Below are 26580 nucleotides of genomic sequence, written 5' to 3'. Positions count from 1 at the left end.
CTCACTCGTCCCCGTCGACCTGCTCGGTGACGGCGTTTGCCAGGCGGCCCTGGTAGCCGTGGTACTTGGCGACGCCGGTGGCGTCCTTCTGGGTGATCCCCTGGCCCTGAATCGTCTCGGTGTTGAACGAGGCGGCCTCCTCGGAGTAGGCGGCATACTCGCTCTCGCGGCCGACCGGGCGGGCGCTCCCACCTTCGAGTTTGATCGTTGCCGTGCCGGTGACGCGGGACTGGGTCTTCTCGATGAACCCTTCGAGCGCGTCGACGAGCGGGGCGTCGATCAGGCCCTGGTAGGCCTTTTTCGACCACTGCTGGTCGATGCCCTGCTTGGCTTCGCGTTCTTCCTGGGTCAGGACGAGTCCCTCCAGTGCCTCGTGGGCGTTGAGCAGCACTGTCGCGGCGGGATGCTCGTAGTTTTCGCGGACTTTGAGACCGAGCATGCGGTCTTCCATCATGTCCGTGCGGCCGATACCGTACGCGCCCGCACGCTCGTTGAGGTGCTCGATCAGTTCGACGGGGCCGTACTCCTCGCCGTCGACGGCGACCGGTTCGCCGTCCTCGAACTCGATCTCGACGATGTCGGCGTCGCCGGCGGTGCCCGGCGCATCGGTCCAGTCGTAGATGTCCTCCGGCGGGACGTAGTTCGGTTTCTCCAGGTTCGCGCCCTCGACCGAGCGACTCCAGAGGTTGGTGTCGATCGACCAGTCGCCGTCGTTACCGCTCTGGACGGGGAGGTCGTGGTCTTCGGCGTACTGCATCTCCCACTCGCGGGTGAGTTCGAGTTCGCGGACAGGGGCGATCACGTCCAGTTCCGAGTCGCGCCAGACGGCCTCGAACCGTAGCTGATCGTTCCCTTTTCCGGTACAGCCGTGTGCAACGGCATCGCAGTCCTGTTCGATTGCAGTGTCGAGAATCGCGTTCGCGATGACGGGTCGCGCCAGCGCGGTCCCGAGCGGATAGCCCTGATAGGTTGCGTTCGCTTTCAGCGAGTCCAGACAGAGCTCGGCGAACTCCTCTCGGGCGTCGACGACGTACGTCTCGACGCCGAGCGCCTCGGCGGTCTCTTCGGCCTCTTCGAACTCTTCGGCTGGCTGTCCGACGTCGACGGTGACGCCGATTACTTCGTCGTATCCGTACTCCTCTTCGAGCAGTCCGACACAGACTGTCGTGTCGAGTCCGCCCGAAAATGCGAGGGCCACACGTTCCATTTGTACTCGAAGCCAGCCTTCGGACGGTATTAAATCCTTTCTTTCTATTACTGAATAAAAATCGCAGAGATGTCTATAAGAGCTATAATCTGTTCTCTACTGTTTGTTGTAGTTCGTGTAGTCGGTGGGGGAAGTGGTAGTGGGCCTAGAGAGGGCCCCGCCGCCGCCGACCGAAAGAAGCGAGTGGAGACGCACCGCTCTCGGGGGGTTCGAAACTCGTCCCCGTAGCAGTCGTCTCCATGTTGAGTGTAGCTACCCCACTCTGAGTATTAAAAACTTCCGTGTTTTCGCCGGAAAACGAAGGCTAGCGGCCGTCTCGCTGCTGCTGTTCCCTGTCACTGCTGGGGTAGCCCGCTCCGACAGTTACCTCCGGCGTGCGACCAGTGCGCCCCCGACGAGTGCGGCAAGCGCCGCCGAGACGACCCCGAAGCCGGGGAGACTGTCGTCGGTGGCGTCGCCCGCACTCGCCTCGATTTCACCATCGGGCGCTTCTATGCTGACCTCGAAGCCGTCCAGTGCGGTCCCAGCGGCCCACGTCGCCGTCCCGTCGCCTTCGTCGTCGGGCGTCGGCATCGCGTCAGCCAGAATAAAGCCGTCGGGGGCGACGATGCTTAGCGGGCGGTCCGTCTCGTATCCGCTGGCGAACGGTTCGGTGACGACGAGCTGATCTCCCTCTATCGCCGCGAGATTGGTCCACTGCACCGTCACTCTCAGCACGCCAACGTCGTCCTGGCGCTCGGTCGTCACGTCCTCGCGGGTGACCACCATCGGCCGCTCGGTGCGCTTGCTGGCGGCGTCGGCGACGGACTGCAGGTCCATGGCGAACCCATCGAGTATCTCGGTCTGTGTCTCCTCGTCGTCCTGCACCGACTCGAACGCGGCGGCCTCTTCCTCGCTGTCGAGGTCGTAGGTCGTCGTTAGCGTGACCTGTGCGTCACCCGTCTCGTCGACGTCGATCACCAGAGACGGTTCCGGAGAGTGTGCTGCCGCGACCGGCGTCACGGCGAGGCTACACACCACGAGTCCTGCGAGCACCGTCGCTATCGCACGATTGGAAATCATCGGTACTGAAACGTTGATCAGTGATCCGCTCCGGCTTCGGTTTCGGTCTCTCCGTCGACCGTCGTTTTGCCGTCGTCAGTCGTGTCGACGTCGGTATTCATCTCGGCGTCGACCTGGGTGTCATCCGTGCCGGCGTCGGCGCCTGCATCGGCGCTTGCTTCCGAGCGGTTCTCGTCGTCGTCGCTCTCGTTGTTCAGGCCGGGAATGTCGACGCCGACCTTGCCGTCAGCCCCGGCACCGATCTCGACGCGCGGTCCGGCGTCAGCGGGGCCGTTCCCGCCTGCGATGGTCTGTGCGGCCTCGGCGACTGCGGGACCACCGAGTTCGTTCGCGCGCTCCTGGAGGGTCATGATCGCGGTGACGTTGATTCCGTTTGCTGTCAGGATTTCAGCATCGAGGCCCTGGGCGCTCGCCTCGCTCTGTGTCGCGAGGTTCGCGGCGGTCTGTCGCTCGGAGGCGACGACGGCCATCTCGGCCTGATACCGCCCCTCGGTGATCTCGCCCTTAGCGCGTTGCTCTTCGAGTTCCGCGACGCGCTCGTCGAGGTCGTCGAGCCGCTGCTCGACGTCTTTGACCTGTTCACCGACGATCTCACCCTGTGCCGAGGCGTTCGCGGACTGGGCCATCTTCACGCCGAAGGTCCGCTCGCTCATCTCACCCTCGAACTCGGATTCGTGTACGGCTACGACCCCCGCGAACTGCTCGCCCGGCTCGACACCGTTCTCGTCGTCGTCGTTCTCGTCGTCCTGTGCGAACGCCTGTCCTGCGACGGCCATGGGCGCGGCGGCAACCATGGACACCACCACGGCAAGCGCCACGAGTGCGGCTACAGTGCGTCTCATTACACTCCCCTCTTGCAGCCGGTACAGTATATAAAGTACAGACGCTCAGCCACGATTGCCGACCGTTAAGCCGGATTAATGCGGATTGTAACCCCGCCTCGTCGTGCGATTCCTGAATGTCGCCACGATTTCGGGGTGCGAAACGACGTGGGGTTTATAAGCTACCTTCCTCGCCCTCTTCCGGAAGCCGGACGACGTTCTCGCGGCCGATCCGGAACGTCTCGACCGTTCCCTCCTCGCGCAGCGCGCCGATCACCTGACTCGTCTTCGCGTCGGTCCACTCCAGTTCGCCGACGACCTGCTGTTGTTTCAGCCGTCCGCCGTGTTGTTCCAGCAGTCGAACAACCCGTTCCTCGTTACTGAGTAGCTCCGAGGGGGGGCTCTCGTCGGCGTCGGCGTCGGGCGCATCGGCATCGTCGGGCACAGCGGCCTGTTGGCCCGCCGCTGCGGGATCGGACTCCGCGGCCGCGGCTGGAGTCGGTTGTCTCTGCTCTACTGTCCCTGCATCGCTCGCCGCGTTGTCCGCCGCACTCGTACCGTCGCCGCCCTTGTCCGAGAGCCCGCGGGTGTAGAGGAACCAGAGAATCACGACCAGCACCGCTCCGGTGAGTCCTGCACCCAGGGGAACTAGCGGCAGACCGCTCTCCTCCCCGAGTGCATCGGCAGCGCCGGGATCCGTGCTGACGACCACACGTGGTTCGTCGCCGACGAACGAGGTCTGGGAGCCCTGCCAGAGGACGGAGCCCTCTCGCGTCTCGGTGGGTTCGGGTTGCACGTCGACGAGTTCGTACTCTCCCGGCCAGGCGACGACGAGTCGCGTCTGGTCGTCGAGGAAGAACCCGGAGATAGCGTCGCCGATCTCCAGTCGCTCACCGTCGACAGCGGCGAAGCCGCTCCACTCGAAACTGTAGGTCAACACGCCGTACTCCTGCGGGATCGACTCCGATCTCGTGCTGACGGTGTAGTCGTTTGCTGCCATCTCCCTGCCCGTGCTGTTCGTGGCGGACGCCACGGTACCGTCCATCGACGCGGCGAACTCGTCGACGTACTCCTGTGGGTTCTCCTCGACGTCAGTCTCGATCGACTCGAAGGCGGTCGTGCTCTCGTCGTCGTCGAGGCGTTTCCAGTACTCGACAGTCCACGTTGCTGTGCCCTCGTCGTCGACGTCGACGGTCAGCCGAACGTCGTCGGCATCGAACTCCTCCTGAGCGACGGGTGCCTGGGTTCCGTCCTGCTGGATCGACTGACTCCGCTGGTCCGCTGCTGCGCCAGCGGCGAGACTCCCGGCTACGAGCGTCGTTACCAGCAGTACTGCGATACCGACGGCGACGATCCGCCGTCCTGTCGTGCGCTCGCTCGGATCCATTCTTCCCGACGTTCTCACCCTGATCGCTAAAGCCTTGTTGCTCTCTTCCGACCGGCCAATGCGTTTTTGAAACATCGGGGGCAATGGCTGTTGCATGAACGATCCCCGTGGCAATGTCGAAGTCGAGACCCTCCTCCGTATTGCACTCGCGCTACTCATCGTCGTACTGGTGCTCGAACTCCTCTCGATGCTGATCGGCGGGCTTGCGAGCCTCTTTGGCTTCCTCCAGCCCGTCATCCTGCTCGGTATCGCCGCTCTGATCGTGCTCTGGCTGCTCGACCGGCTTTGAGTTCGATACGCTCATTTTGCTGGCTCCGGTAGTTGCTCCCAGTGTACAGTCTCAACGCCCCGGTTCCCGGTCGCGTCGCCGCGCTCGCGGCCGACCTGTTCCCCCAACTCGTCGGCTTCGAGTCGATCCGTGAGCACCATTCGGTGCTGCTCAAACGGCTCGGCGACGACGAGTTCACCCACCTCGCCGAGCGGGTGCGCCGCGAACTGCAGGGTGCGCCGACCGTCGAAGCGCGGATCACCGGGATCGATTACTTCGAGCAGCCTCCTCGAGGTTCCAGCCCAGTCGTCTACCTCACCGTCGAATCGCCCGGGATGGCGCGACTCCACGACCAGCTAGTCGAGGAGTTCGGAGCCATCGACGGCCTCGAAGGTGAGGATTACGCCATGCACGTTACGCTTGCGCGCGGCGGGGGCGACGTCGCGGCCGCCCGCGCGTTCGCGGAGCGAGAGATCGAACCGATCACGTGGACGATCACTGAGCTTCGGCTATGGGATGCGATCAACGAGGAAGCGGCGAGAACGATTTCGCTTCCGGCCTGACTACGCCAGTAGCCGCGGCCCGAAGATGACGACCAACAGGCTGAGCAACATCGTCAACCCGATGGTCGTGGTCACGGTTTTCGTCAGCTGGTAGGAGCCCTCGATCGGTAGCCGCGAGACCACTGCCTCGGTGCTGGTGCGCAGGATGTGCCCGCCGTCCAGCGGGAATGCCGGAATGCAGTTGAAAAAGCCGAGCTGGATGTTGATCCACCCGACCCAGAACAGCACGTTTGCGAGGACGAACACGCCGGGCCCGAAGACCGCGAGCGGCCCCTCGAGGACGTAGAAGTTCATCAACTCTCCCGTGAAGCCGGCGAAGCTCTCGGGGAACACCCCCGACCCGACGATTGCGGCGACGGGCAGGAACAGCACGAGCAACGTCTTGCCAATGAAGGAGTCGGTTACTCCGGGGTCGACCGTCGGTTCCCCGTCCGACTCGCCGCCGAGGATTTCGAGATAGCTCCCTGCCGGGTAGTACTGCAGCCCCCAGTCGTCGGTCGTGATCCCGTTCACGCCCGGCGCGACCGATGCCGCGCCGACGAGCGCGCGACCGTCGTCGGCTTCCACGAACGTTACCTGGTGGGTCGTTCGCTCGTCACCGTCGTACGTCACCACCTCTGCGGCCTCGCCCGGAGACTGCTCGGCCATGACGTCTCGCAGGTCCTCGCCGGTCACGGTGCGTTCACCGGCAATCTGGGTGATGACGGTGTTGCTCTCCGGTTCGAGACCCGCTTCGTCGAGCGGGCCGCCCTCGGATACGACGACGAGCGTCCCCGTCGCCATCGTCGCGGTCTCCTCCGCACCGTCCCGTTCGAGCGTCACCGTTACTACCTCCTCGGCTGCGAGTGCCGTCTGCAGTTCGTCCTGCGTGACGACGCTCTCGCCACCGACGGCGGTGATCCGGTCACCGATATCGACGTTGTCAGGACCGCCCTGTGTGACGCCATCGACCACCAGTGATCGCTCTATCGTCGTCTCCTCCTCGCCGTTGAGTTCGACCGTCACCGCGCTCTGGTCGGTCTCGTCGAGCGTCGCTTCGAGGTCGCTGTTGGTCTCGATCGGTTCGCCGTCTATCGCCGTAATTCGGTCGCCCCGGTCGATCCCCGCGGCTTCGGCCCCGGAACTCGGGACCGGTCCGGCTATCGAGGCGCCGGGTGCGACGGCCATCGCGCCCGCGACCGGGCCGAACAGCAACGCGAAGACGAACACCGAGAGCACGAAGTTGTTCGTCACGCCCGCGGCGAACATCCGCGTCCGGCCGCCACGACTCGCGTTCCGCTGGCTTTCCTCTTCGGGTTCGACGAACGCGCCCATGGGGATGATCGCCAGCAGCGCCACGCCCATCGATTTGATGTCGATGTCCTCGACGCGACAGAGCAGTCCGTGGCCTCCCTCGTGGACGACGAGACCGACGACCAGCCCGAAGATGATCTCGGGTGCCATCGACAGCGGCAGGAAGTCGTTGACGCCGGGGATGGCGAGAACGTTTCTCGGCTGTGTCACCTGACTCGGCTGTGGCGAGGACAGCGCCAGGACTGCCGAGAGGCCGAGCATCAGAAACGCTCCAACCATGACGACCAGCGCGATACCCAGCCCGAGGTTCGCCCAGGCCCGCCAGAACCGTTCCCGCTGCGCCAGGCGGTCGAGGAACGCTTTGCCCCGCTCCGTGTGGATGGTTGTGATCGGACCCTGTGTGCTGACGTACTCGGGTAACCACCCGCGCTGGTTCGCCACACTCACGAGGATCCAGTAGCCGAGGACCCCGGTGGCGACCCAGATCAGCGTATTCATTGGAGTATTCTCGGGGTGGCGTTCGGATATGCGTTTGGTTTGGATGAAACCCGCTACTGGTCTGCCGTCGCACCGACTACCGCTCGCGCCGGAGTCGGTCCAGCACGAACGCCTCGTCGAGCTTTGCGAGGAAGGTGCCGAGCTTCGGTCCCTCCTCCTGATCGAAGAACAGCCGATAGCCGGCGGCGAAAAAGTCACCGACGTCGACGTCGTGTCGGCGTGCGATCTCGTAGATCTCGCCCTGGATCGCCTCGGGGTCGTCGTGGGTCTCGATGAAGTCGGCGAGTTCGTCGAGCGCCGCCTCGGTGTTCGCGTCGAACTCGACGTCGGGCATGGACTCGCGCTTGAGTTCGTAGTTGTAGGCGTTGTCGGTCCGGCGCGCCCAGCGGCGGGCCTGCTCGACCCGCGAGAGCGCATCCGCGACGACATCCTCGTCGGCGTCGTCGGGGATGTGGCCCTCTCGCCTCGCGATTTCCTCGCGAAGCGCGGGGTCCTCGGTCATCCCGAGTACTGCGGCAAAGCGGAACGGGATCCGGATCGGCCGTTCGTCGGCTGGCTCGCCGTCGACGAGGAACGGGTAGACCCGGTCGGCGAACGCCTTGTCGGCGTCCTCGCCTGGCTCCTGTTCGCCGTAGTAGATCGCTTCGAGGCGGTCGAACTCGTCGACGAGTTGGTCGAGCCGTGGGATCGAGAAGTCCCGCGAGCGGGTCGGGTCCCTGGCGAAGAAGTAGCGGAGCACCTCGGGTTCGATCAGTTCGAGCACCTCGGGAACCATCACGACGTTCCCGGCCGACGAGGAGAACGGTTCGCCGTCGAGGGTGAACCACTCGTAGACCATCGGTACCGGCGGTTCGACGTCGAAGACGTTCAGCGCGATATCGACGCCGCTGGGCCACGAGCCCTCGGCATGGTCCTTGCCGAACGGCTCGAAGTCGACGCCCAGTTCGCGCCACTGTGCGACCCACTCGAAGCGCCAGGGGAGTTTCCCCTCGCGCAGGCTAGCCGTCCCCTCGTGGCCACAGCCGTCGATCGTCTGATCGCCGGCCTCCATGTCCGTACAGCGGTAGGAGACGGTGCCGGCCTCGACGTCGACGTCGGTGACGGTTTCGGTGACCTTCCCGCACTCCTCACAGATGGGGTTAAATGGGACGTAGTCCTCGTCGACTTTGTTCTGGTACTCGGCGAGGACGTCACGCGCCGTCTCGCGGTTCTCCAGCACGAACTCGGTCGCGGCCTCGAAGCGGCCGTCCTCGTAGCAGTCCGTGTTCGAGACGAGTTCGATCGGCACGTCCAGATCGTCCGCAATCGCTGCGATCAGCGTCGAGAAGTGGTCGCCGTAGGAGTCACAGCAGCCGAAGGGGTCGGGAATGTCGGTGTAGGGTTTGCCCAGATTCCGCCCGAGCGCGCCGGCGTCGATATCGCCGAGGCCGACGATCTGGCCGTCTAGATCCGCAAGCTTTCGCGGAAGCCCGCGAAGCGGATCGCGGTCGTCGGTCGTGAACAGTTGCCGAACCTCGTAGCCGCGCTCGCGGAGCACCTCCGCGACGAAGTAGCCCAGCACGATTTCGTTGGCGTTCCCCAGATGCGGGATGCCCGAGGGTGAGATGCCGCCCTTGATGACGACTGGGTCGTCCGGCTCTCGATCCTCGATATGGTCGGCGACCCGGTCGGCCCAGAACGCGTGCTGTGTCCCCTCGCCGCCGTCCTCTCGCAGGAGATACGGATCGTACTCGGCGGGGACGCCGTGGTCCGGCCGGTCCTCGTCCGGTTCCTCGCTCATCGTTCCTGATCGGCCCAGTAGGTCGGCTCGTCGCCCACACCGTCCGGGATCACGTCAGTCCCGTCGTGGTTGCCGTACCTGACCGCCTCTGCGATACGCTCCGGCTTCGTGCCGTCGAGAACGATCGTCCGAATCCCCGAGCGTTCGATCACTTTTGCGGCCAGTAGGTCGACCGGTGCCGAACTGCCGGCGTTCATTTCGATCCCCGCGATAACGTCGACCAGTTCCGCCGCCGAGAGCTGGTCGTGTTTCGTCGCGTCGTCAGTCTCGTTCGGATCGGCGCTGTAGACGCCGGGGACGCTGGTGGCGTAGACGAGCAGATCGGCGTCGACGTACTCGGCGAGGGCGGCGCTGACGGCGTCGGTCGTCTGTGCCGCCGCGACGCCACCCATCACGCAGACGTCGCCACGCTTGATCGCTGCACCTGCTTCCTCGTACGTCTCTGCGGGCGATGGGACGGCCTGCTGCCCGAGCGCGGAGATCAGCAATCGCGCGTTCAGTCGCGTGACGTCGATACCGATCTCGTCGAGTTTCATCTCGTTCGCGCCGAGGTCGCGCGCGGTGCCGATGTACTCGCGTGCGACGGTACCGCCGCCGACGACCGCGCCCACGGTACAACCGTCGTCGACCAGTCCTTCGATGACGTCTGCGTGCTCGCGGATCCGTTCGGCCCCCAGATCCGGCGCGAGTACGCTCCCGCCGATAGAAACGACCACTTTCATGCTACCGCGTCGTAACCCTGTTGCAGTCTTAAGGGTTGCCAAGTCCGACGTTCCACGGGTTCAGCGTGTTACTCCTCGTCACCCTCGACCGGCGAACGCTCCTCCGGGAGTTCGACGCGAACTTCGAGCACCCGGTTGTTCTCAGCCGTCTGGACGACCAGTTTGACCCCGTCGTGGGTGACGGTCTCTCCCTCTTCGACGAGGCGGCCCGCCCGATCGAACACGAAGCCGGCGATCGACTCGAACTCGCCGCCCTCGGGGAGATCGAGATCCAGCGCGTCGTTGACCTCGTGAACGTTGACCTCACCGCGGACCAGCAAGACGTCTTCGGCAAGCCACCTGATCGGCACCTGCTCGGTCTTTCCGAGCACCTCGCCGATGATCTCCTCGACGATGTCCTCGATAGTGATGATTCCTGCTGTCGTCCCGAACTCGTCGACGACAATCGCAAGCCTGCGGCGGTCCTCCCTGAGTTCGGTCAGGATCTCGTCGACGTCTTTGGACTCGGGGACGATGTATGGCTCTATCGCAACCTCCCTCGCCGTCACCTCCTCGCTGTCACCGCCGGCAGCCACGAGGTCGTTCACCTCGACGACGCCAACGACCTCATCGAGCGTTTCCTCGTACACCGGTAGCCGTGTGAACCCACTGTCGATCGCCACGTCGACCGCTTCCTCGACGGTCGCGTCTGCGGAGACTCCCACGACGTCGAGTCGCGGCACCATCACTTCCTTGGCGATCCGGTTCCGGAAGCGGAGGATTCGCTGGAGCATAAGATGTTCGTCGGCCTCCAGTACTCCCTCGCGCTCGCCCGTCTCGATCATGTCTTCGATCTCCGATCGGGTCACGTAGGCGTTCTCGATGTTTCCCGCACTGCCCATCATCTTGTTCACGATTCGGGTCAGCCTATCGAAGATGACGATCAGGGGGAACAGAACGTACTCCGAGAGTTTCAGCGGGCGGGCCATCCGCAGCGCCCACGATTCGCTGTTCTCGACGGCGTAGGACTTGGGCGCACTCTCGCCGAACAGCAGGACGACCGATGTAATCCCGAACGTTGCGATGAGGACCGCCTGCCCGGCCTCGAAGTACATCCCGAGGAGACCCGTCGCGATCGAGGACATTCCGATGTTGGCGATATTGTTCCCAACGAGAATCGTCACCAGCAGGCGTCGTGGCTTCGATTTCAACCCCTCCAGCGTCTTCGCTCCGCGGACGCCGTCTTCGACGAGCGCGCTCACCCGGTGGTTTCCGAGCGAGAAAATAGCGATCTCAGTGGAGGCGAAAAACGCCGAGAGACCGATCAGAACGAGGATCGCGGCCACGCCGGCCGCCGTCACTACCTCTCGTGACAACAGGTCGGAACTGGCCGCGATCGATCCGCCATCTGCGGTCGCAAACACCGTTGCCAGTAGATCGACAGTAATCGGGTCGGATACGAACGGAAACATATCCTGAACGTATCGGTCCCAGCCGTAAAGTTTCATCTCGATGGCTCGTCACTCTCGATAGCGCTCCAGAACCTACAAATCCCGCGCCGCCGTGGTTCGAGATATGCACGTACTCGGCGTTGTCGGCCCCTCGGACTCCGGGAAGACCACGCTCGTCGAACGGATCGTCGACCGTCTGAGCGATCGCGGCAGCGTCGCGACGATCAAACGGATGACTCATGCGCCGGCGATAGATACCGACGGAAAGGACACGGCACGCCACCGGGCCGCCGGCGCGGAGGCGACCTACGGGATCACCGACGACGAGGGCTGGTTCGCCACCGGAACGAGTCGAACGCTCGATGAGACGCTCACCGAACTGTCGACAGAGTACGACTACGCAGTGGTCGAGGGATACAGCGGGGCCAACCTGCCACAGGTCGTCCTCGGCGGACGGGACCACGCTGGACCGGTCCTCGCGGAGGGGGCCGACGCCGACGCTATCGACGTTTCTGCTGTCCTTGCGGCCGTCGAGGACCACGAACCGTTCGAGTCGCTCGAATCGCTCGTTGCACGGGCGAAACGCTCGCCTGCCGCCGAACGGGCCGGGGCAATCGCTACGTTCACCGGGCGCGTCCGCGCGAAAGACGACCCCGAAGACGAACCGACGGAGTATCTGGAGTTCGAGAAGTACGAGGGTATCGCGGACGAACGGATGGCGACGATCAAGGAGGAACTCGAAGCCCGCGAGGGCGTTCAGCACGTCCTGTTGCACCATCGAACCGGACTCATCGAGTACGGCGAAGATATCGTCTTTGTCGTCGTCCTGGCCGGGCACCGTGAGGAGGCGTTCCGAACCGTCGAAGACGGGATCAATCGGCTCAAAGACGAGGTGCCGTTGTTCAAGAAGGAGGTCACCGTGGACGACGAGTTCTGGGTCCACCAGCGCGACTAGCCGTCGCGCGAGGGCAACTTCGCTCCGCGAGTCGCCTGTCTACGCCGCCAGTTCGCCCGTCACCCATCGTATCAATTAATAGTATATTACTCAAACGAAATAACAAAATACGGATTTAGAACCGGTTTTAAAACGTCTGGGAGATTTTGGACCGGCTTTGAAGCTTTGATGATAGCCGTAAAACGTCTACGATTACTGGAAAAATCTGCAAATCGGATCGAAACGGATCGAAGTAACCTCTCTTTATAACATATACCGGCGGGTTAGGTAGAATCAGGTGGTATCAATGAGTGCAACACCGCAGCCCTCCACGGACGATGACCCGCAAGCTAACCTCAGCAAGGAAGAGACGCTCCGACAGTACCTTGCGGAGAAAGCCAGAGACGGCGAGCTTTACTTCAAAGGGAAGTTCATCGCGGACGAGGTCGGTCTCTCGCCCAAAGAGATCGGCGCCCTGATGGTCAAGCTCCGGGATTCCTGCACGGATCTGGAAGTCGAGAAGTGGTCGTACACGAGCGCGACGACCTGGCGCGTCGAACCCGCCTGAAGATCCCTCTTTGCCGCCCTCCTCGTTTTCGCTGCTACTACCGCACAGTTAGCGACGACTCGTCGATAGCGTAGCCCTCGTCGTGGAGTCTTTAACCGTGGAGAGCATTACATCGGGATAGATGCACGCGACGGAGTCACCCGATATCGGACCACCGCTACAGGTGTTCACCGGCCGCTTTCACGTCCACGAGGTCCGCACCGAGGGTGACCGGATCGAGTACTACGGCACGCCACTGCTTTCCTACGAGAGTCTGCTCCGCGAACTCTGGCCCGTTTTCAACGATGCCGGCTATCGGATCACCTTCACCAGACGGGGCCGGACCGACGTCATCGTCGCAGAGCCAGTCGACGACGGGATCGACGGGATCCCATGGACGAACGTCTTCCTCCTTTTGGCGACTATCGTCTCCACGTTGATCGCCGGGGCGCTCTGGTTCCACATCGATCTGAGCAACGGCATACTCGCGATCATCGACGCCTGGCCGTTCACCGTCGCCCTGCTCACCGTGCTCGGGGTCCACGAACTCGGCCACTACGTTATGAGCCGGTATCACGGCGTCGAGGCGACGTTACCGTACTTCATCCCGATCCCCTCGATCATCGGCACCGCGGGCGCGGTAATCAAGATGAGCGGGCCGATCCCCGACCGGCGCGCGCAGTTCGACATCGGGGTTGCAGGTCCTCTCGCCGGACTTGTCGCGACGATCATCGTTACTGCGATCGGACTCACGCTCGACCCCCTGACCGTTCCGAGCGAGATCGCGGCCAGCGAGGAGGGGATCACGGTCATGCTCGGCCATCCGCCGCTACTGGAACTGCTCGCAACCCTCCTTGGAGAGTCACTGTACGCCAACGACCCCATCCGGAGCGTTCATCCGGTCGTCATCGGCGGCTGGGTTGGCATGTTCATCACCTTCCTGAACATGATCCCGGTCGGGCAACTCGACGGCGGCCACATCTCCCGGGCCATGTTCGGCACGCGGATGGAGGACCTCGCCGCGCTCGTCCCATGGACGCTGTTCGGGCTTGCCGGCTACCTCTACTACGTCGCGGACGTGAGCTTTTCGGGCTCGTTCATCTGGGTGTTCTGGGGGCTGATAGCGCTCTTTTTCGTGGTCGTCGGCCCCGCACAGCCGCTGTCGGAATCCTCGATCGGCCCCCGGCGGATGGCTATCGGAGCGCTTGCGTTCCTGCTCGCGGCGCTGTGTTTCACGCCGGTCCCGTTCGAGGTTATTACGTAACGTCCCGCCGATCCCCTGCTTAGCCGTGGGTGTAGCCCCGGTCTTCGAGCGGGTCCCCGTCCATCAGGATCCCCTCGCGCGTAGCACGCCCGATCCGGGTAACGGCGGTCGGCGAGCGCTCGGCAACGTCGTCGACGGCCTCCTCGGGGACGGTAAACACTAGCTCGAAATCTTCGCCAAAAAAGAGCGCCGCCTCCCGGTAGTCGTCGTCCCCGTCCGTGACCTCGTCGACGGCCGCCGCGACCGGCACGGCGTCGAACTCTATTTCGAACCCGCAGTCGCTCGCCTCGGATAGCTGGTGGAGCGACCGGGCGAGGCCGTCGCTGGAGTCCATCATCGCGGTTGCCTCGGATGCGACCGCCTGCCCGGCAGCGACCCGAGGCGAGAACTGGAATAGCTCGTTTCCGCGGTCGGTCGCCCCGGCGCGAAACTGCTCCAGGGCCGCCGCGCTCCGACCGAGGGCACCGGTGACACAGACTGCGTCGCCCGGTTGCGCCCCGCTTCGCAACACTGGCTCGTCGGTTCCCCCGACCGCCGTCGTCGCCACGGTGAACTCGACGTGGTCGTCGAGGTCGCCGCCGACGTAGGCCCCGTCGACCGACTCGCAGACGTCGCGAGCCCCATCGACGAACTCGGCGAGTTCCGTACGGTCGAACTCGGGGGCGGCGTAGATGGCGACGGCGGCCGTTGCTTCAGCCCCCATCGCAGCGACATCCGATAGCGATGCGCCGACGGCGCGCCAACCGGCGGTGTATCGGGTGGTCCCCTCGGGGAAGTCGGTTCGCTCGTGGAGCATGTCAGTCGTGATGACCTGCTCGCCGACGACAGCGGCGTCATCGCCGGCGGCGTCTAGCTCCGTTTCGAGCATCAAAAGCGCGGCGCGCTCGTCCATGTCCCCTCCTTTCGGGAGCACCGAAAAAAGCGACTCGGTCGGCGGCACCGCCCCTGCCGAACGCCCCGGTTACCGGCCTCAATTGTCGGGCGAGCATCTTTCGCCCGTACCCACAGTGTTTAGCAATTTCAGTGCATATACGGATCAAATGGCAGGGACCGATAACTGGACGGCCCAGAACATGCCGGACCAGTCCGGACGAACGATCGTCGTTACCGGTGCGAACAGCGGCCTCGGGTTCGAGGCCACCAGGGCGTTCGCGAACAAGGGTGGAGACGTCATCATGGCGTGTCGCGACCTCGACCGTGGGCGGACCGCCCGGGACGAGATTCGCGAGGAAGTCCCCGACGCGGACCTCTCGGTAGAGCGCTGTGACCTCGCGGATCTCGATTCCGTCGAGACGTTTACAGAGCGCGTCAGCGACGAGTACGACGAACTACACGTGCTCTGTAACAACGCCGGGGTGATGGCCGTGCCCTATCGCGAAACGGCGGACGGCTTCGAGCTACAGTTCGGCGTCAACCATCTCGGGCACTTCGCGCTGACGGCCGGACTGCTCGACCTGCTCATCACTCCCGACCAGGAAACGCGGGTCGTCACCCACTCCAGTGGGGTCCACGAGCGCGGCGAGATCGACCCCGAGCGACTTATTTCGAACGTAGCCAGCGACGATGCCGAAGCCTCCTACGACAAGTGGGGCGCGTACGGCCGGAGCAAGCTTGCGAACGTCCTGTTCGCGTACGAACTGGACCGACGCCTGAGTGCCGCCGACGTCGATGTAACGAGTCTGACGTGCCATCCCGGCTATGCAGCGACCGACCTGCAACGTCGTGGCCCGGAGCTTTCCGGATCGAAGGTACGGCTATGGATGGCGTCGGCCGCAAACCGGCTCTTCGGACAGCCAGCAGACCGTGGCGTGCTACCGTTGCTGTACGCTGCGACTGCCCCGGATATCGAGGGCAGCGAGTATATCGGCCCCGGCGGACTGATGAACATGCGCGGTTACCCCGAACGACAGCGGTCCAGCGAGGCGTCGTACGACCGCGAACTGGCGCGGGAACTCTGGGACATCTCCGCGGAACTCACCGGCATCACGTACGCCTTCGATCGGTACGCGACGGAGGCCTGAGCCCCGCCCCGGCCACGATACGATGGTCTTAAATGGCGCGGCAGGGAAGAAATCCCTATGACAACGGTGTACGACGTACCTGCGGACGCGCTCATCGAAGCGCTCGTCGAGGAGATCGAGATCGAAGAGCCCGACTGGGCCGAGTACACGACGACCGGCGTCGGCTCGGAACTGCCGCCCGAACAGGAGGACTTCTGGGCGACCCGCGCCGCGAGTCTCCTTCGCAAAGTCGCGATGAGTGGCCCGGTCGGCGTCGAGCGACTCTCGACCGAGTACGGTAGCTCGAAGAACGGCTCGAACCGCTACCGCGTCGCCCCCGACAAGCGAACCGACGGCAGCCAGAACGTCATCCGCACCATCCTCCAGCAGCTAGAAGACGAGGATCTCATCACGATCGCCGATGGCGAGGGCCGCCGCGTCACTCCCGAAGGACAGAGCCTCCTCGACGAAACCGCGACCGAAGTGCTCGAAGACCTCGACCGTCCCGAACTCGAGAAGTACGCCTGAGCGACTGATACACTGTTTTACTCCGTATCTGCCACCCAGTAGCGGCGGCAATCGGCCTGCAGTCGTCCTCGTGGCCCGTCCGTAATGACTTTGCCGCCAGCGCGGCATTATCTAGATAGCCATGGGCAACAACCCCGACGAGGAGAAGATAGACGAGATCCGCCAGAAGAAGATGGAACAGCTCAAAGAACAGCAGGGCGAAGGGGGATCCCCCGAAGCACAGCAGGCCCGACAGGAGCAGGCCGACGCACAGAAACAGGCGTTGCTCCGTCAGCACCTCACCGACGGCGCGCGCAAGCGACTCAACACGGTCAAGATGTCCAAGCCGGACTTCGGCGAGCAGGTCGAACGTCAGGTCGTCGCGCTCGCCCAGAGCGGCCGCGTGCAGGGACAGATCGACGAGGAACAGATGAAAGAGATCCTCGAAGAGCTCAAACCCGACTCCAAGAGCTTCAATATCCGGCGGCGGTAGGATGCGGCTTGGCCTCCTCTTCAGCGGCGGGAAAGACTCCACTCTCGCCGCGTTGCTGCTCGACGAGTTCTACGACGTGACGCTGGTCACCGCCCACTTCGGCGTCACCGACGACTGGCAACACGCCCGCGACACCGCCGAAACGCTGTCGTACCCCTTCGAGCGCGTCGAACTCGACGAGGGCGTCGCCCACGAGGCAGTCGAGCAGATGCGGTCGGACGGCTACCCCCGCAACGCGATTCAGGACGTCCACGTCCACGCGCTCGAAACCGTCGCCGGGATGGAGTTCGACGCGGTCGCGGACGGTACCCGGCGGGACGACCGCGTCCCCTCGGTCTCCCGCGCACAGGCCCAGAGCCTTGAAGACCGCCATGAGATCGATTATATCGCGCCGCTGTCCGGATTCGGCCGCGGTGCCGTCGACCGACTGGTCGAGACGACGCTCGACGTCACAGTCGGGCCGAGCGAGGAGATTCCGCGGTCGGACTACGAGGCGGAACTGCGCGCACTGCTCGCCGAAGAGCACGGCCACGAAGCGATCGGCGACGTCTTCCCGGACCACGAACAGACGTACGTGACTGACGTGCGTTCAGCGGGCGACGAGTAGGATCGTTTCCCGGCGAAAAAGGCTGCTCGCTCAATTCCTTCGCTCGCAGTAGGTTCTCTACGCCAGCGGCGTCCAGCACGACCTTTTTTCGCCTCGGGTCGTGCTACGACCGCTCGGCGCAAAAATCTCGGCCAAAAAGGCTGCTCGCTCACTTCCTTCGCTCGCAGTAGGTTCTCTACGCCAGCGGCGTCCGCTCGACTACAGTCCCGTCCACCGTCGGATACTGCTCGACGATCTCGCCTTCCTCCACGTCGCCCTCCTCGATCATCTCTTCTAAGAGCCACCAGGCGATCTCGACGTGATCGGACTTGGCGGTGTAGAACTCCTCGGGGACGCCCATGTCGTCGAGTCGGCGTTCGGTTACCCACGTCTTGCCGTAGACGATGGTGCCGTCGTCGGTGATCTCGTCGAACTCCCGGCGGATGTTCTTGGCCATGCGCTTGAGTCGGCGGCGGTGCTGGGCGGCGTCCTTGAAGACGCTGGTACAGAAGTAGACCTTCTCGTGATCGCCCATGATGTCGAGAATCTCCTCGCGGTCGCCGTCGACGGCGCTCATGTGGCCGTCCTTGAGTTCGTAGCCCTGTTCTTGCATCCGGCGGTAGTTACCGTCGCTCATCTCGAACTCGTTGACGTTACAGAAGTCGGCCGCGCCCTCGTCCAGGAAGTCGAGGAACTCCGTCTCGGCGCGGATGCCGGGAATCTCGAAGGCGGGGGTTAGCCCCTCCTCGCGAGCGATGTAGAGGATCTCCTCCCACTCGGTGCCGTGGAGGTCGCCCCACTGCTCGTACGGCGGGTGAAAGCGGATCTCGTCGAGGCCGGCGTCCGAGAGGCGGCGCATGTTCTCGCGCCCGCCCGTGATACCGGTGTAGAGGTGCGTGTGGTGGTCCTCGCCGAACTCGTCTTTCAGCAGTTCGAGATATCGGCAGGTCCGGTCCATCGCCTCCTGTGGTTCGCCGCCGGTGATCGAAGTGCCCAGCGCGTCCATCCGGTGGGCCTCTTCGAGGACGTCCTCGTCGGATTCTACCTTTCGCTCGTTGGCGTAGACGTCCGTGACGTTCTTTCGGTTCTCGCCGAGTGGGCAGTAAAAGCAGTCGCGCTGGTCGCAGTACCCGTAGACGAACAGCACCATCTTTCCTCCTTTAGCGCACTGCTCGCAGCCCTTCGAGATCATTCGTTATCCCCTTTATGCGTCGGGTCCTGAAAAAGCGTGCGAATCGAGTCCCCTCCGAGCGGTGCGTGTAAGCAGGCCCCACACCGGCGCTGGGCCACAGAGTATTCAACCCTCCACTTCCTGTCCGTGTAGTATGGATCCACAGCGACGACGTGTTCTTGCGGCCTCCGGTGTTGCACTCACCGGCGGACTTGCGGGCTGTCTCGGCTTCGTCACCGGTGACGAGGCGCTGGAGGTCAGCGCATCGCCGGGCAGTGTCTCACAGAGCGCACTCGACAGCACGGGCTACGGGGAAAACACGGTGGAGGAGGCCGCCATCGAGGAGACCTTCGAGGTTGCGGACCAGAGCCGAACCGTGCGGCTCACGAACTGGCACAGCCAGTACGACCGGGCCGTCGAGATCGACCTGGTCGAGCGGTTTCAGGGTGCGGCCTTCAGCGTCCTCTCGACGCCGAAGTTCGAGATTGCCGGCCGGTCGGTCAACCCGATCGATCGCTGGGACACGGACCGCATCGCCGAGATGGTGCAGGACCGATACGAGGGGATCGAGGACCTGCAGTCGGTCGGCGAGTATTCGACGTCGATGCTCGGGGCCGAACCGACGATTACCGAGTACGAGGGTGCGGCGGGGATCGCTGGCTCCAGCGTGACGATCGATCTTCGACTCCACGTCTCCGAGGCGGTCGACCACGGCGAGGACTTCGTGCTCGCCATCGGCGTCTACCCGGATGCGCTTCCGGAGGAAGAAGAGAGCGTCGAGACGCTGTTCGAGGGCGTCGAGCACGAGTCGTAGCGTCAGGACCAAAAAGGTAAATCACGTGCGAGCGTAGCATCGTCCGATGCTGCTGGTGTTGTGTGTCGACCTCGACGACGACCTCGGCCGCAAAACGGGCATCTCGACGCCCGTTATCGGCCGGCGGGACGTCCGCGAGGCGGCCGTCGAACTCGCTACCGCCGACCCCGAGGACAGTGACGTCAACGTCCTGTTCAAGGGACTCAATATCACCGAATCCGTCGACGACGAATCGGTCGAGGTCGCTGCAGTCACCGGCACGAACGGCGGTGACGTCGCTGCGAACCGTGCAGTCGGCGAGGAGGTCGACACGGTGCTGGCGAGCCTTTCGACCCGCGAAGAGGTCCGCGCCCTGATCGTCACCGACGGCGCGCAGGACGAGAGCGTCGTCCCGGTGATCCGCTCACGAGTTACCGTCGACGGCGTCTCGCGGGTCGTCGTCCGGCAGGCACAGGACCTCGAATCGATCTACTACACGATCAAGCAGGTGCTGAACGACCCGGAGACCCGCGGGACGCTTCTGATGCCGCTCGGTATCCTGCTTTTGATGTACCCGCTGGCGGTGCTGGCGAGCGTCTTCGACCTTCCGGGACTCGTCCTCGGCGTCACCTCCGGCCTGCTCGGACTGTACTTGCTCTCACGGGGGCTGGGAGTGGGCGAGTACATCGATAGCGCGGCCGAAGGGGCGCGCAGGAGCCTCTACGCCGGTCGCGTGACGCTGATAACGTATCTGGTCGCCGCGGTTCTGCTCGTCATCGGCGGCGTGAGCGGCGTCGATCAACTCGAAACGATGCAGGCGGCCGATCCGGGCGGTCTCGGTGCGCTGGAAGTGCTCTCGGCGCTCGTCTACGGTGCAATCCAGTGGTTCGCGGCGGCGGGCGCGACGACCAGTCTGGGTCAGATCACGGACGAATATCTGGCTGATCAACTGGAGTGGCGCTATCTCAACGCGCCGCTGTACGTCCTCGCTATCGCAGTTGTCCTGCACGGCGTCAGCGCGTACGTTCTCGGTATCGAGGGCCTGTCCTACCTTGCGGCGGCGCTCACGAGCGGGACGTTGCTGGGAATCAGCAGTACGCTCGTCTTCGCGATTGCGGAATCGCGCTATCCGACAGACACCGAAGCGCCGTCCTAGTGCTCGCGGACGACGACGAACTCCGCGAGGTCACGGAGATACTCCCCAGCGTCAGTGTTGGCCGCTTCCGTGCGTTCGAGCGCGTCAATCGCGGCGTCGGCCTCCTCCCGGGCGAGTGCGGTCGCTTCGTCCGGCGTCAGATCGGTCACCTGCACCACCGACGGTCGATCCATCTCGGCGTCCTGGTTGGTCGGCTTGCCGAGCGCTTCGGCGTCGGCGGTCGTGTCCAGCACGTCGTCACGGATCTGAAAGGCGACGCCCATCCGCTCGGCGTACTCGCCGAACGCTTCGACGTCGAACGGATCGGCGCCGGCGGCGATCGCGCCGAGTTCCGCCGCGGCACGGAACAGCGCGCCAGTCTTCCGCCGCGCGAGCTGCATGTACTCCTCCTCGTTCGTTGGCTGGGCGACGAGTTCGGTCGCTTCACCCTCGCCCAGTTCGATCATCGCCTCCGTTGCCGCCTGCATCGCACGGGGCTCGTCGGAGAACAGCTCGAACGCTTCGCCTAGTAAGCCGTCACTAGCCACGATTGCAGGGCCGTAGCCGTGGGCTGTCCACGCGCTTTCGACGCCACGGCGCATCTCCGACTGGTCGATCACGTCGTCGACCACCAGCGACGCGTTGTGCACCAGTTCGATCCCGACGCCGAAGTCGACGGCGTCCTCGGCCTCCCCGCCGGCGGCTTCACACGCCAAGACGGTAACGAGCGGCCTGACGCGTTTTCCGCCCGACAGTGCGACCTGCTGGACCTCCTCGGAGAGCTCCGTGGGTTCGACATTTTCGAGCACCGCCTCCAGCCGATCCTCGACCAGCCCCCTCCGGCGCTCCAGAAACTTCATTGACGCCGCGTTAGGAGTGCTCGGGCAAGTAGGTGACGGATCGATGGATACTGGTCGATCCTCCGGTAACAGTAAAAAACTACTTATCCTGTTTACTAGTAACATACCAACAGGTAAGCTAATCCAACTGGAAGGAAAGGACTCAAGTCGTTCAACACCGTTATACACCTTATGTCTGAGGCTCAAAGCGTCAGTCTCTCTTACGAGGATGGGGCGCGGTCGGTTGAACTTGCACGCGAGGCCGTCGAGGCATACGTCCAGAACGGACAGCGTGAACAGCCGGGAAGCATGCGCGAGGCATTTTACGAACGTACTGGGGCGTACGTTCGCCTCCAGTCGACCCGCGGTCGAGCGAGCCTCCGTGGATGTGCTGGCGCCCATCAGGGTGATGATCAACTCGGTCACGTCATCGTCGAAGCCGCCATCGAGGCGGCGAGCGACAACTCCTGTGGGTCCGAGGTGCGCCCGGCAGAGCTATCGAACATCACAGTCTCGGTCTGTGCGGTGACGAACCTCATCCTCACCGACGACCCGGTTGGGGACCTGGAACTGGGCACACACGGCGCAATCGTTGACGCCGGCGACAACAGCGCTTGGCTCTACCCCACCGTACCCGTCCAGAACGGCTGGTCGGCCGAAGAGTATCTCGACCGCACCTGCCGGAAGGCAGGTCTTCCCCCGAACGCGTGGCAGCGAGAGGACGTAATGATCACGCTCTTCGAGGGCGAAATATATCGCGAACGCGAGCCGAACGGCAGCGTCGAACACCTGTAGCTTCAGCAACTGCCGCCGACTTACTCCATTCCAACCAGATCCGCGTCCGCCGTGAGTCGCTCCGCAGCGGCGTCGAGATCGAACTCGCGGACGACTGCTCCGTCCCGGAGCAACGGCTCGAATAGCGATTCGCCGTCGGCCGGACCGTCCCGGCGTGCCAGCCCCACGTGGTGGCCACCGTCGGGGGTCCGGTAGACCTCTTTGATACCCGAGAGCTTCCCGCGTTTCGAGATCGGATCCCCATCGATAGCCACGATGTCGAGCGCGAAGTCCAGCGGATCGGCGTCGGTGACGTAGCTCCCAACGCCGAACCCGTCGGCGACATCCCGGAGCTTTCGCATGGTCTTGGGCGTAATCCCCCCGCTGACGAACAGGTCGATGTCCTCGCGACCGATGGCGTCGAGTTCCCAGTGGAGTTCTTTGAGGATATGTCTGAAGTCCCCGCGACGCGAACTCGTGGTGTCGATTCGGACGCTGTCCAGGTTCTCGCCCAGCGCGTCGGCAGCCCGTAGCGTCTCGTCGACCTCATCGGTGAACGTATCACAGAGCGCGACCCGCGGGACGTTCTCGTCGACTGCCTCGTCGAACGCGACCCACGCTGCTTCCTGGTTGCCCTTCCCGAAACAGAGCAAGAGCGCGTGTGGCATCGTTCCGCCGGCTTCCCGGTCGAGAACCTCTCCTGCCGCGACGTGGGAGATACCGTCCATCCCCGCGAGTACCCCGGCCCGCTCGACCAGCGGCGTGATCGCCGGGTGGACGTGTCGCGCGCCAAACGAGAGCACCTGCGAGTCCGGTGCGGCCCGCCGCGCTTGCAGGGCCTTCGTTGCGTACCCGCTAGCCTGCGAGAGAAAACCCAGCAGCGAGGTTTCGAACCGGGCGAACTCCAGATACGGCCCCTCGATCCGCATCACTGGGCCGCCATCGAATAGTCGTCCCTCCTGTATGGCATCGACGTCGACGGATCGCCCTTCGAGCATGCGTGCGACGTCCTCGATTCCGGTAAAGACGTCGTACGTGCCGGTCGGAAACTGGTCGACGGTGACTTCCGCGACGACCGTCGGGTTCTTTCCGGCGTGTTCGAGGGTGCGCTCCGTGCGATGGAAGTACGAGTCCGTCGCCGTCCCGTCCCGGATCGCTTCCGCAGAAACCGTCCCGAACTGATCACTCATACGGCTACTGTTCGGGAGCGGCATCAAAAAACGTCCGTTCGGCCGTCAGTGTGTGGCAATACCGTCACTACTGCCAGTGGAGGCAGCTGCGGCGGTTTGGTCGCTGTCGGTAGCCGATACGGTCGAGGGCGTCGCGACCGACGCGGTTACCGGTTCTTCGATGGCATGGACCTCGTCGAGCGCCTCGACAGTCGGTGCGTAGACGATGGTCACCGTCGTACCGTTCTGGACGAGGCGGTACGCCCCCGCGAACGATTCGCCCTCGTCGACCTGGTAGGTCCGGTTGTCGATGGGTTCGGCGGCGTTGCCCGTCAGTAGCTCCGCGTAGCCCGATGCGAACTCCTCGGCGTCGGACTCGGTCTCCCACTCGGACTCGAAGACGTGGGCCTGCTCGTCGCCGTCCTCGTAGACGACGATGCTGTCGCCGTCCCAGCCGTTCGTCAGCGGGTGCGCGTAGTTGTACCGGGCGTACTCGCCGCTCGCCGAAGTGATCTGTTGCTGGTCGATCACGCCGTTGTACCAGAACGCCGCAAACAGTCCGGCCTCGCCGAGCATCTCGGAGCGCGGGCCGTCCTCGCCGACTGGCTCCCACGCGTCGGTGCTTCGATCCGCGATGTCGACGTCCGTACCGGGGTCGTCCGGATAGCGGTCCGGATCGATGATCTGCGCGGTACTCGTCGGATGGTCCTCGTAGGCCGCGTTGACCCCTTCCCAGCCCTCACGCTCCTGTAGTTCGTGGACGAACTGCGGGCCGTCCGAGTAGGGGTGGAAGATAGACAGGTAGAGCCCCTCGTTGAACGACTGCTGGCTCGCACCCGACCCCCCTTCGACGGGGTCGATACACTCCCACTCGGTCCCACAGCGTTCCTCGTACCGGTCCATGATGTAGTTGCCCTCACCCTCCAGAAGCCCCAGCCAGCCAAGCCGCTCGTCGCGGGTTGCAGTGTCGCGATTGATCCCGAAGTGCTGGTCCTGCAGGGCGTGCGTGAGTTCATGGACGAGCGTCCCACGGTCCACTTCGACCGCGTCCGGATCGTCGGCGACGAGAACGATCTGTCCGCCCCGGGCACTCGTGTAGTAGCCCTGGACCGACGAGCCGTACAGCGCGCTGAACTCCTCGTCGACGCTGCTGTCGTCGCCGACGACGAAGGCCGCCCGCCAGAGCTGTTTGTCCAGCGCGTCGTAACTCCGCTCGGTCGCGCTGCCGCTCTGGAACTCCTCGCGGCTGATCACTTCGACTGGCACCGCCTGCTCGAAGTTCAGCCGACGGTCCTGTTCGATCCGGGCCATCGCTCGTTTCGTGACAGCCTCTAACTCACCCTCGTCCAGTCCGTCGCTCGTGTCGACGTCGATGGAGTCGTCGTACTCGTAGCCATCGACGTGGCCGAGTTCGCCGTCGTCGAGCGGCTGTGGCCCCTCATCGTCGACTGTCGGCACCGTACAGCCGGCAAGCAGTAACAAGAGACCGACTCCGATCGCCGCCACGATCCTCGTGTTCACGTCCCTACACAACTGCTAAGCAGTGTTAAAACTGTCCGCTCCGGGTGATATCGTCGGGGACGATCAACCGCCGTTGCGTCGCCGCCGAAGGACAATCAGAAACGCACCGAAGAGGCCAATCACGGCGGCTACGATCCCGAAGCCCGGTATCTCGTCGGTGCCGGTGTCGGTGCCGGTGCCGGTGTCGTCGGCAGGCGTCGACTGTGGGAGTTCCCACTCGGTGGTCGATTCGGCGGTGCTTTCGAGGTCCGAAAGTTGATCCACGGTTGGCGCGTGGACGATGGACACTTGTGTCCCCTCGCGGTCGACGTAGTACGCCCCCGCAAACGCGTCGCCGGACTCGTAGGTGCCGGCCCGACCCTCGACGCGGTCCATACTCCACGCATCGTCGAGCAGTCGGTCGTAGCCCTGCCTGAACGCCAGTGCGTCCTCCTCGCTCTCCCACTCGGTCGCCCAGACGTAGCCCGTCTCGCCGTCCTCGGATTCGTAGACCTGTAGCCGGTCGCCGTCCCAGCCAGTGACGTACTCGTTGCTGTAGTTGTAGAGCCTGTAGGGCGAGTCGTTGTCCTGCAGCTCGCTCGGTTCGATCAGCTGATCCGCCGCCGAGTCGAACGTCGGGTTAGCGAACATCGTGAACAGCCCTGCTTGCCCGACGGTCTCGTAGTCGGGTCGCCCCTCGACTGTCAGTCGCTCCCACTCGTCAGTACTGTTGTCCTGTATCGTCACGTTTGTCGACTTGTAGCTCGGATACCGGTCGGGACTGATCACCTCGGCTGTCGTTCCGGGCGGGTTCTCGTACAGTTCGTTGACCGGCCCCCAGTTGCCGGCCGACTGCTCGCCGGGGTCGTACTCGTAGCGCGCGTCGACGAACGCGGGGCCGTCGCTGTACGGCTGGAAGGAGAGGAGATAGAGGCCGACGTTCGCGAGGTCGTCCGGCCCGGGTGCTGGCTCGGGATCCTGAACCTCTATGCAGGTATCCGCCCAGACGCCGTCCTCGCAGGCCCCTTCGTAGAGCTGTTCGACGTAGCCGACGTCACCCTCGATCAGTCCGTTCTCTGCGGTGCTAGCGTCGAGCATCTGCTCGTCGAAGCGACTCAGATCGAACTGTTGGTCCTGCAGGGCGTGACCGAGTTCGTGGGCGAGAACCGTTTCGTCGAACTCCAGTGACTCTTCGTCGTCCGCGATGACGACGATCCGATCAGTGGCTGGGTCGTAGTATCCCCCCACGCCCGTTTCGAGGTTCTCCCGCCGGACCTCCGCGACATCCGTGTCGTCGACGAGCAACAGGGCCTCGTAGACAACGTTCTCGAACGCGCGGCGGTCCTCCGATACGTTCCACTGGGCGGTTTCGTTCGCGAACTCCTCGCGCGTGATCACCTCGACTGTCGTCTCGTTCTCGAAGGGGAGACACCGGATCGCTTCGACGCGGGCCTCGGTCCGGGCGACCAGCGCGTCGAACTCGGACTCGTTGAGTCCTCCTGTCGTGTTAACGTCGAGTGGTTCGTCGTACCAGTAGCCGTTCGACCAGCCGAGGCCGTCCTCCGCCGGATCGGCGTAATCCTCGGGTGGGTCCATGGCGCATGTGTGGACTACACCGCCGTCGCTCACATCGCCGTCGCTCTGGAGTGTCGTACTCGCCGTTGCGACGTCGCCCTCCTGCGGGGTCGCCGTCCCGGTCGCTTGAACGGTCGCTGCGCTGCCGATAGGGATCGCAACCAGTGAAAGTGCAAACAGCAGGGCCATGCACACGGCGAGGTGCTGGCGCATGGTCACAGTATCGTGACAGGCGCATAAAAACTGTTTGTAATGGACGTTA

At 64.0% G+C, this 26580-nt stretch carries 26 protein-coding genes; 12 read left to right on the top strand and 14 right to left on the bottom strand.

The window, feature by feature from the left end; translation table 11 throughout:
- Position 1: 1 nt before the first annotated feature.
- The 4 genes from ACFQL3_RS15980 to ACFQL3_RS15965 all read right to left on the bottom strand — a co-directional run bounded on the left by ACFQL3_RS15980 (position 2) and on the right by ACFQL3_RS15965 (position 4477).
- Entirely contained in the window at positions 2–1207 is a 1206-nt protein-coding gene (locus ACFQL3_RS15980) for an argininosuccinate synthase (protein ID WP_377056094.1), read from the bottom strand.
- Between the two features lie 363 nt (positions 1208–1570).
- Entirely contained in the window at positions 1571–2269 is a 699-nt protein-coding gene (locus ACFQL3_RS15975) for a DUF7345 domain-containing protein (protein WP_377056092.1), read from the bottom strand.
- Positions 2270–2286: 17 nt separating this feature from the next.
- Positions 2287–3111: a hypothetical protein gene (locus tag ACFQL3_RS15970; protein ID WP_377056090.1), complete on the bottom strand. Its 825-nt coding sequence runs from the start codon at positions 3109–3111 to the stop codon at positions 2287–2289.
- A 154-nt stretch (positions 3112–3265) separates the two neighbouring features.
- Positions 3266–4477, bottom strand: a complete 1212-nt coding sequence (locus ACFQL3_RS15965) for a DUF4897 domain-containing protein (protein ID WP_377056088.1) — start codon at positions 4475–4477, stop codon at positions 3266–3268.
- A 94-nt stretch (positions 4478–4571) separates the two neighbouring features.
- On the opposite strand from ACFQL3_RS15965, the gene ACFQL3_RS15960 reads away from it, so the two are divergent.
- Together ACFQL3_RS15960 and ACFQL3_RS15955 are read left to right on the top strand one after the other, a co-directional pair.
- Positions 4572–4766 (top strand): DUF7554 family protein, encoded by a 195-nt coding sequence (locus ACFQL3_RS15960; RefSeq protein WP_377056086.1) that lies wholly within the window; start codon positions 4572–4574, stop codon positions 4764–4766.
- A 41-nt stretch (positions 4767–4807) separates the two neighbouring features.
- Positions 4808–5308, top strand: a complete 501-nt coding sequence (locus ACFQL3_RS15955) for a 2'-5' RNA ligase family protein (RefSeq protein WP_377056084.1) — start codon at positions 4808–4810, stop codon at positions 5306–5308.
- Here ACFQL3_RS15955 and ACFQL3_RS15950 read toward each other — a convergent pair whose 3' ends face one another.
- From ACFQL3_RS15950 to ACFQL3_RS15935, 4 genes are all read right to left on the bottom strand, one after another.
- On the bottom strand, positions 5309–7099 hold the full coding sequence (locus ACFQL3_RS15950) for a site-2 protease family protein (RefSeq protein ID WP_377056082.1): 1791 nt from the start codon (positions 7097–7099) through the stop codon (positions 5309–5311).
- Positions 7100–7175: 76 nt separating this feature from the next.
- A complete protein-coding gene (lysS, locus tag ACFQL3_RS15945) occupies positions 7176–8879 on the bottom strand; it encodes a lysine--tRNA ligase (RefSeq protein WP_377056080.1) in 1704 nt (567 codons plus the stop codon).
- Complete coding sequence (pyrH, locus tag ACFQL3_RS15940) at positions 8876–9601, bottom strand: UMP kinase (protein ID WP_377056078.1); 726 nt, start codon at positions 9599–9601, stop codon at positions 8876–8878. Before pyrH ends, lysS begins: the two co-directional genes overlap by 4 nt.
- Positions 9602–9669: 68 nt before the next feature.
- Positions 9670–11052 carry a hemolysin family protein gene (locus ACFQL3_RS15935; RefSeq protein ID WP_377056076.1) on the bottom strand — a complete coding sequence of 461 codons (1383 nt, stop codon included), beginning with the start codon at positions 11050–11052 and terminating at the stop codon, positions 9670–9672.
- A gap of 103 nt (positions 11053–11155) precedes the next feature.
- Here ACFQL3_RS15935 and ACFQL3_RS15930 point away from each other — a divergent pair, with 103 nt between their 5' ends.
- From ACFQL3_RS15930 to ACFQL3_RS15920, 3 genes are all read left to right on the top strand, one after another.
- A complete protein-coding gene (locus tag ACFQL3_RS15930) occupies positions 11156–11986 on the top strand; it encodes a molybdopterin synthase (RefSeq protein WP_377056074.1) in 831 nt (276 codons plus the stop codon).
- 286 nt (positions 11987–12272) lie between these two features.
- A complete protein-coding gene (locus ACFQL3_RS15925; protein ID WP_377056072.1) occupies positions 12273–12533 on the top strand; it encodes a DUF7123 family protein in 261 nt (86 codons plus the stop codon).
- Positions 12534–12654: 121 nt separating this feature from the next.
- Positions 12655–13776, top strand: coding sequence for a site-2 protease family protein (locus ACFQL3_RS15920; protein ID WP_377056070.1), 1122 nt, complete (start codon positions 12655–12657; stop codon positions 13774–13776).
- A 19-nt stretch (positions 13777–13795) separates the two neighbouring features.
- On the opposite strand, the gene thiL is transcribed toward ACFQL3_RS15920, so the two are convergent.
- Positions 13796–14668, bottom strand: coding sequence for a thiamine-phosphate kinase (gene thiL / locus ACFQL3_RS15915; RefSeq protein WP_377056068.1), 873 nt, complete (start codon positions 14666–14668; stop codon positions 13796–13798).
- A gap of 148 nt (positions 14669–14816) precedes the next feature.
- On the opposite strand from thiL, the gene ACFQL3_RS15910 reads away from it, so the two are divergent.
- From ACFQL3_RS15910 to ACFQL3_RS15895, 4 genes are all read left to right on the top strand, one after another.
- Positions 14817–15797 carry an oxidoreductase gene (locus ACFQL3_RS15910; RefSeq protein WP_377056066.1) on the top strand — a complete coding sequence of 327 codons (981 nt, stop codon included), beginning with the start codon at positions 14817–14819 and terminating at the stop codon, positions 15795–15797.
- Positions 15798–15854: 57 nt separating this feature from the next.
- A complete protein-coding gene (locus ACFQL3_RS15905; protein ID WP_377056064.1) occupies positions 15855–16304 on the top strand; it encodes a 30S ribosomal protein S19e in 450 nt (149 codons plus the stop codon).
- 121 nt (positions 16305–16425) lie between these two features.
- Entirely contained in the window at positions 16426–16776 is a 351-nt protein-coding gene (locus ACFQL3_RS15900) for a DNA-binding protein (protein ID WP_377056062.1), read from the top strand.
- Between the two features lies 1 nt (position 16777).
- On the top strand, positions 16778–17383 hold the full coding sequence (locus ACFQL3_RS15895) for a DUF7411 family protein (RefSeq protein WP_377056060.1): 606 nt from the start codon (positions 16778–16780) through the stop codon (positions 17381–17383).
- A 175-nt stretch (positions 17384–17558) separates the two neighbouring features.
- Here ACFQL3_RS15895 and ACFQL3_RS15890 read toward each other — a convergent pair whose 3' ends face one another.
- Positions 17559–18554: a radical SAM protein gene (locus ACFQL3_RS15890; RefSeq protein WP_377056058.1), complete on the bottom strand. Its 996-nt coding sequence runs from the start codon at positions 18552–18554 to the stop codon at positions 17559–17561.
- 133 nt (positions 18555–18687) lie between these two features.
- Here ACFQL3_RS15890 and ACFQL3_RS15885 point away from each other — a divergent pair, with 133 nt between their 5' ends.
- A complete protein-coding gene (locus tag ACFQL3_RS15885; protein ID WP_377056056.1) occupies positions 18688–19347 on the top strand; it encodes a DUF6517 family protein in 660 nt (219 codons plus the stop codon).
- Between the two features lie 46 nt (positions 19348–19393).
- Positions 19394–20482 carry a DUF373 family protein gene (locus ACFQL3_RS15880; RefSeq protein ID WP_377056054.1) on the top strand — a complete coding sequence of 363 codons (1089 nt, stop codon included), beginning with the start codon at positions 19394–19396 and terminating at the stop codon, positions 20480–20482.
- Here the strand turns inward: ACFQL3_RS15880 and ACFQL3_RS15875 are convergent.
- A complete protein-coding gene (locus ACFQL3_RS15875; protein ID WP_377056052.1) occupies positions 20479–21321 on the bottom strand; it encodes a polyprenyl synthetase family protein in 843 nt (280 codons plus the stop codon). The genes ACFQL3_RS15880 and ACFQL3_RS15875 overlap by 4 nt on opposite strands.
- Positions 21322–21492: 171 nt before the next feature.
- Here ACFQL3_RS15875 and ACFQL3_RS15870 point away from each other — a divergent pair, with 171 nt between their 5' ends.
- Complete coding sequence (locus ACFQL3_RS15870; protein ID WP_377056050.1) at positions 21493–22095, top strand: TIGR00296 family protein; 603 nt, start codon at positions 21493–21495, stop codon at positions 22093–22095.
- Positions 22096–22115: 20 nt separating this feature from the next.
- Here the strand turns inward: ACFQL3_RS15870 and ACFQL3_RS15865 are convergent, their stop codons facing one another.
- From ACFQL3_RS15865 to ACFQL3_RS15855, 3 genes are all read right to left on the bottom strand, one after another.
- The gene (locus tag ACFQL3_RS15865) at positions 22116–23264 is read right to left on the bottom strand and encodes a nicotinate phosphoribosyltransferase (protein WP_377056048.1); all 1149 of its coding nucleotides are present in this window, start codon (positions 23262–23264) and stop codon (positions 22116–22118) included.
- Between the two features lie 45 nt (positions 23265–23309).
- Complete coding sequence (locus tag ACFQL3_RS15860) at positions 23310–24764, bottom strand: Hvo_1808 family surface protein (protein WP_377056046.1); 1455 nt, start codon at positions 24762–24764, stop codon at positions 23310–23312.
- A gap of 63 nt (positions 24765–24827) precedes the next feature.
- Positions 24828–26531 (bottom strand): Hvo_1808 family surface protein, encoded by a 1704-nt coding sequence (locus tag ACFQL3_RS15855; protein ID WP_377056044.1) that lies wholly within the window; start codon positions 26529–26531, stop codon positions 24828–24830.
- Positions 26532–26580: the final 49 nt, after the last annotated feature.

Source organism: Natronoarchaeum sp. GCM10025321 (assembly GCF_042663585.1).
Lineage (GTDB): Archaea > Halobacteriota > Halobacteria > Halobacteriales > Natronoarchaeaceae > Natranaeroarchaeum.
Note: the sequence above shows the minus strand (reverse complement) of the source record. Positions and strands in the feature narration are given on the sequence as shown.

Bases quoted from the DNA above. Each gene is read 5' to 3' on its own strand.
- ACFQL3_RS15980 (WP_377056094.1), bottom strand. From the start codon at position 1,207: ATGGAACGTGTGGCCCTCGCATTTTCGGGCGGACTCGACACGACAGTC.
- ACFQL3_RS15975 (WP_377056092.1), bottom strand. From the start codon at position 2,269: ATGATTTCCAATCGTGCGATAGCGACGGTGCTCGCAGGACTCGTGGTG.
- ACFQL3_RS15970 (WP_377056090.1), bottom strand. From the start codon at position 3,111: ATGAGACGCACTGTAGCCGCACTCGTGGCGCTTGCCGTGGTGGTGTCC.
- ACFQL3_RS15965 (WP_377056088.1), bottom strand. From the start codon at position 4,477: ATGGATCCGAGCGAGCGCACGACAGGACGGCGGATCGTCGCCGTCGGT.
- ACFQL3_RS15960 (WP_377056086.1), top strand. From the start codon at position 4,572: ATGAACGATCCCCGTGGCAATGTCGAAGTCGAGACCCTCCTCCGTATT.
- ACFQL3_RS15950 (WP_377056082.1), bottom strand. From the start codon at position 7,099: ATGAATACGCTGATCTGGGTCGCCACCGGGGTCCTCGGCTACTGGATC.
- lysS (WP_377056080.1), bottom strand. From the start codon at position 8,879: ATGAGCGAGGAACCGGACGAGGACCGGCCGGACCACGGCGTCCCCGCC.
- pyrH (WP_377056078.1), bottom strand. From the start codon at position 9,601: ATGAAAGTGGTCGTTTCTATCGGCGGGAGCGTACTCGCGCCGGATCTG.
- ACFQL3_RS15935 (WP_377056076.1), bottom strand. From the start codon at position 11,052: ATGTTTCCGTTCGTATCCGACCCGATTACTGTCGATCTACTGGCAACG.
- ACFQL3_RS15930 (WP_377056074.1), top strand. From the start codon at position 11,156: ATGCACGTACTCGGCGTTGTCGGCCCCTCGGACTCCGGGAAGACCACG.
- ACFQL3_RS15925 (WP_377056072.1), top strand. From the start codon at position 12,273: ATGAGTGCAACACCGCAGCCCTCCACGGACGATGACCCGCAAGCTAAC.
- ACFQL3_RS15920 (WP_377056070.1), top strand. From the start codon at position 12,655: ATGCACGCGACGGAGTCACCCGATATCGGACCACCGCTACAGGTGTTC.
- thiL (WP_377056068.1), bottom strand. From the start codon at position 14,668: ATGGACGAGCGCGCCGCGCTTTTGATGCTCGAAACGGAGCTAGACGCC.
- ACFQL3_RS15910 (WP_377056066.1), top strand. From the start codon at position 14,817: ATGGCAGGGACCGATAACTGGACGGCCCAGAACATGCCGGACCAGTCC.
- ACFQL3_RS15905 (WP_377056064.1), top strand. From the start codon at position 15,855: ATGACAACGGTGTACGACGTACCTGCGGACGCGCTCATCGAAGCGCTC.
- ACFQL3_RS15900 (WP_377056062.1), top strand. From the start codon at position 16,426: ATGGGCAACAACCCCGACGAGGAGAAGATAGACGAGATCCGCCAGAAG.
- ACFQL3_RS15895 (WP_377056060.1), top strand. From the start codon at position 16,778: ATGCGGCTTGGCCTCCTCTTCAGCGGCGGGAAAGACTCCACTCTCGCC.
- ACFQL3_RS15890 (WP_377056058.1), bottom strand. From the start codon at position 18,554: ATGATCTCGAAGGGCTGCGAGCAGTGCGCTAAAGGAGGAAAGATGGTG.
- ACFQL3_RS15885 (WP_377056056.1), top strand. From the start codon at position 18,688: ATGGATCCACAGCGACGACGTGTTCTTGCGGCCTCCGGTGTTGCACTC.
- ACFQL3_RS15880 (WP_377056054.1), top strand. From the start codon at position 19,394: ATGCTGCTGGTGTTGTGTGTCGACCTCGACGACGACCTCGGCCGCAAA.
- ACFQL3_RS15875 (WP_377056052.1), bottom strand. From the start codon at position 21,321: ATGAAGTTTCTGGAGCGCCGGAGGGGGCTGGTCGAGGATCGGCTGGAG.
- ACFQL3_RS15870 (WP_377056050.1), top strand. From the start codon at position 21,493: ATGTCTGAGGCTCAAAGCGTCAGTCTCTCTTACGAGGATGGGGCGCGG.
- ACFQL3_RS15865 (WP_377056048.1), bottom strand. From the start codon at position 23,264: ATGAGTGATCAGTTCGGGACGGTTTCTGCGGAAGCGATCCGGGACGGG.
- ACFQL3_RS15855 (WP_377056044.1), bottom strand. From the start codon at position 26,531: ATGCGCCAGCACCTCGCCGTGTGCATGGCCCTGCTGTTTGCACTTTCA.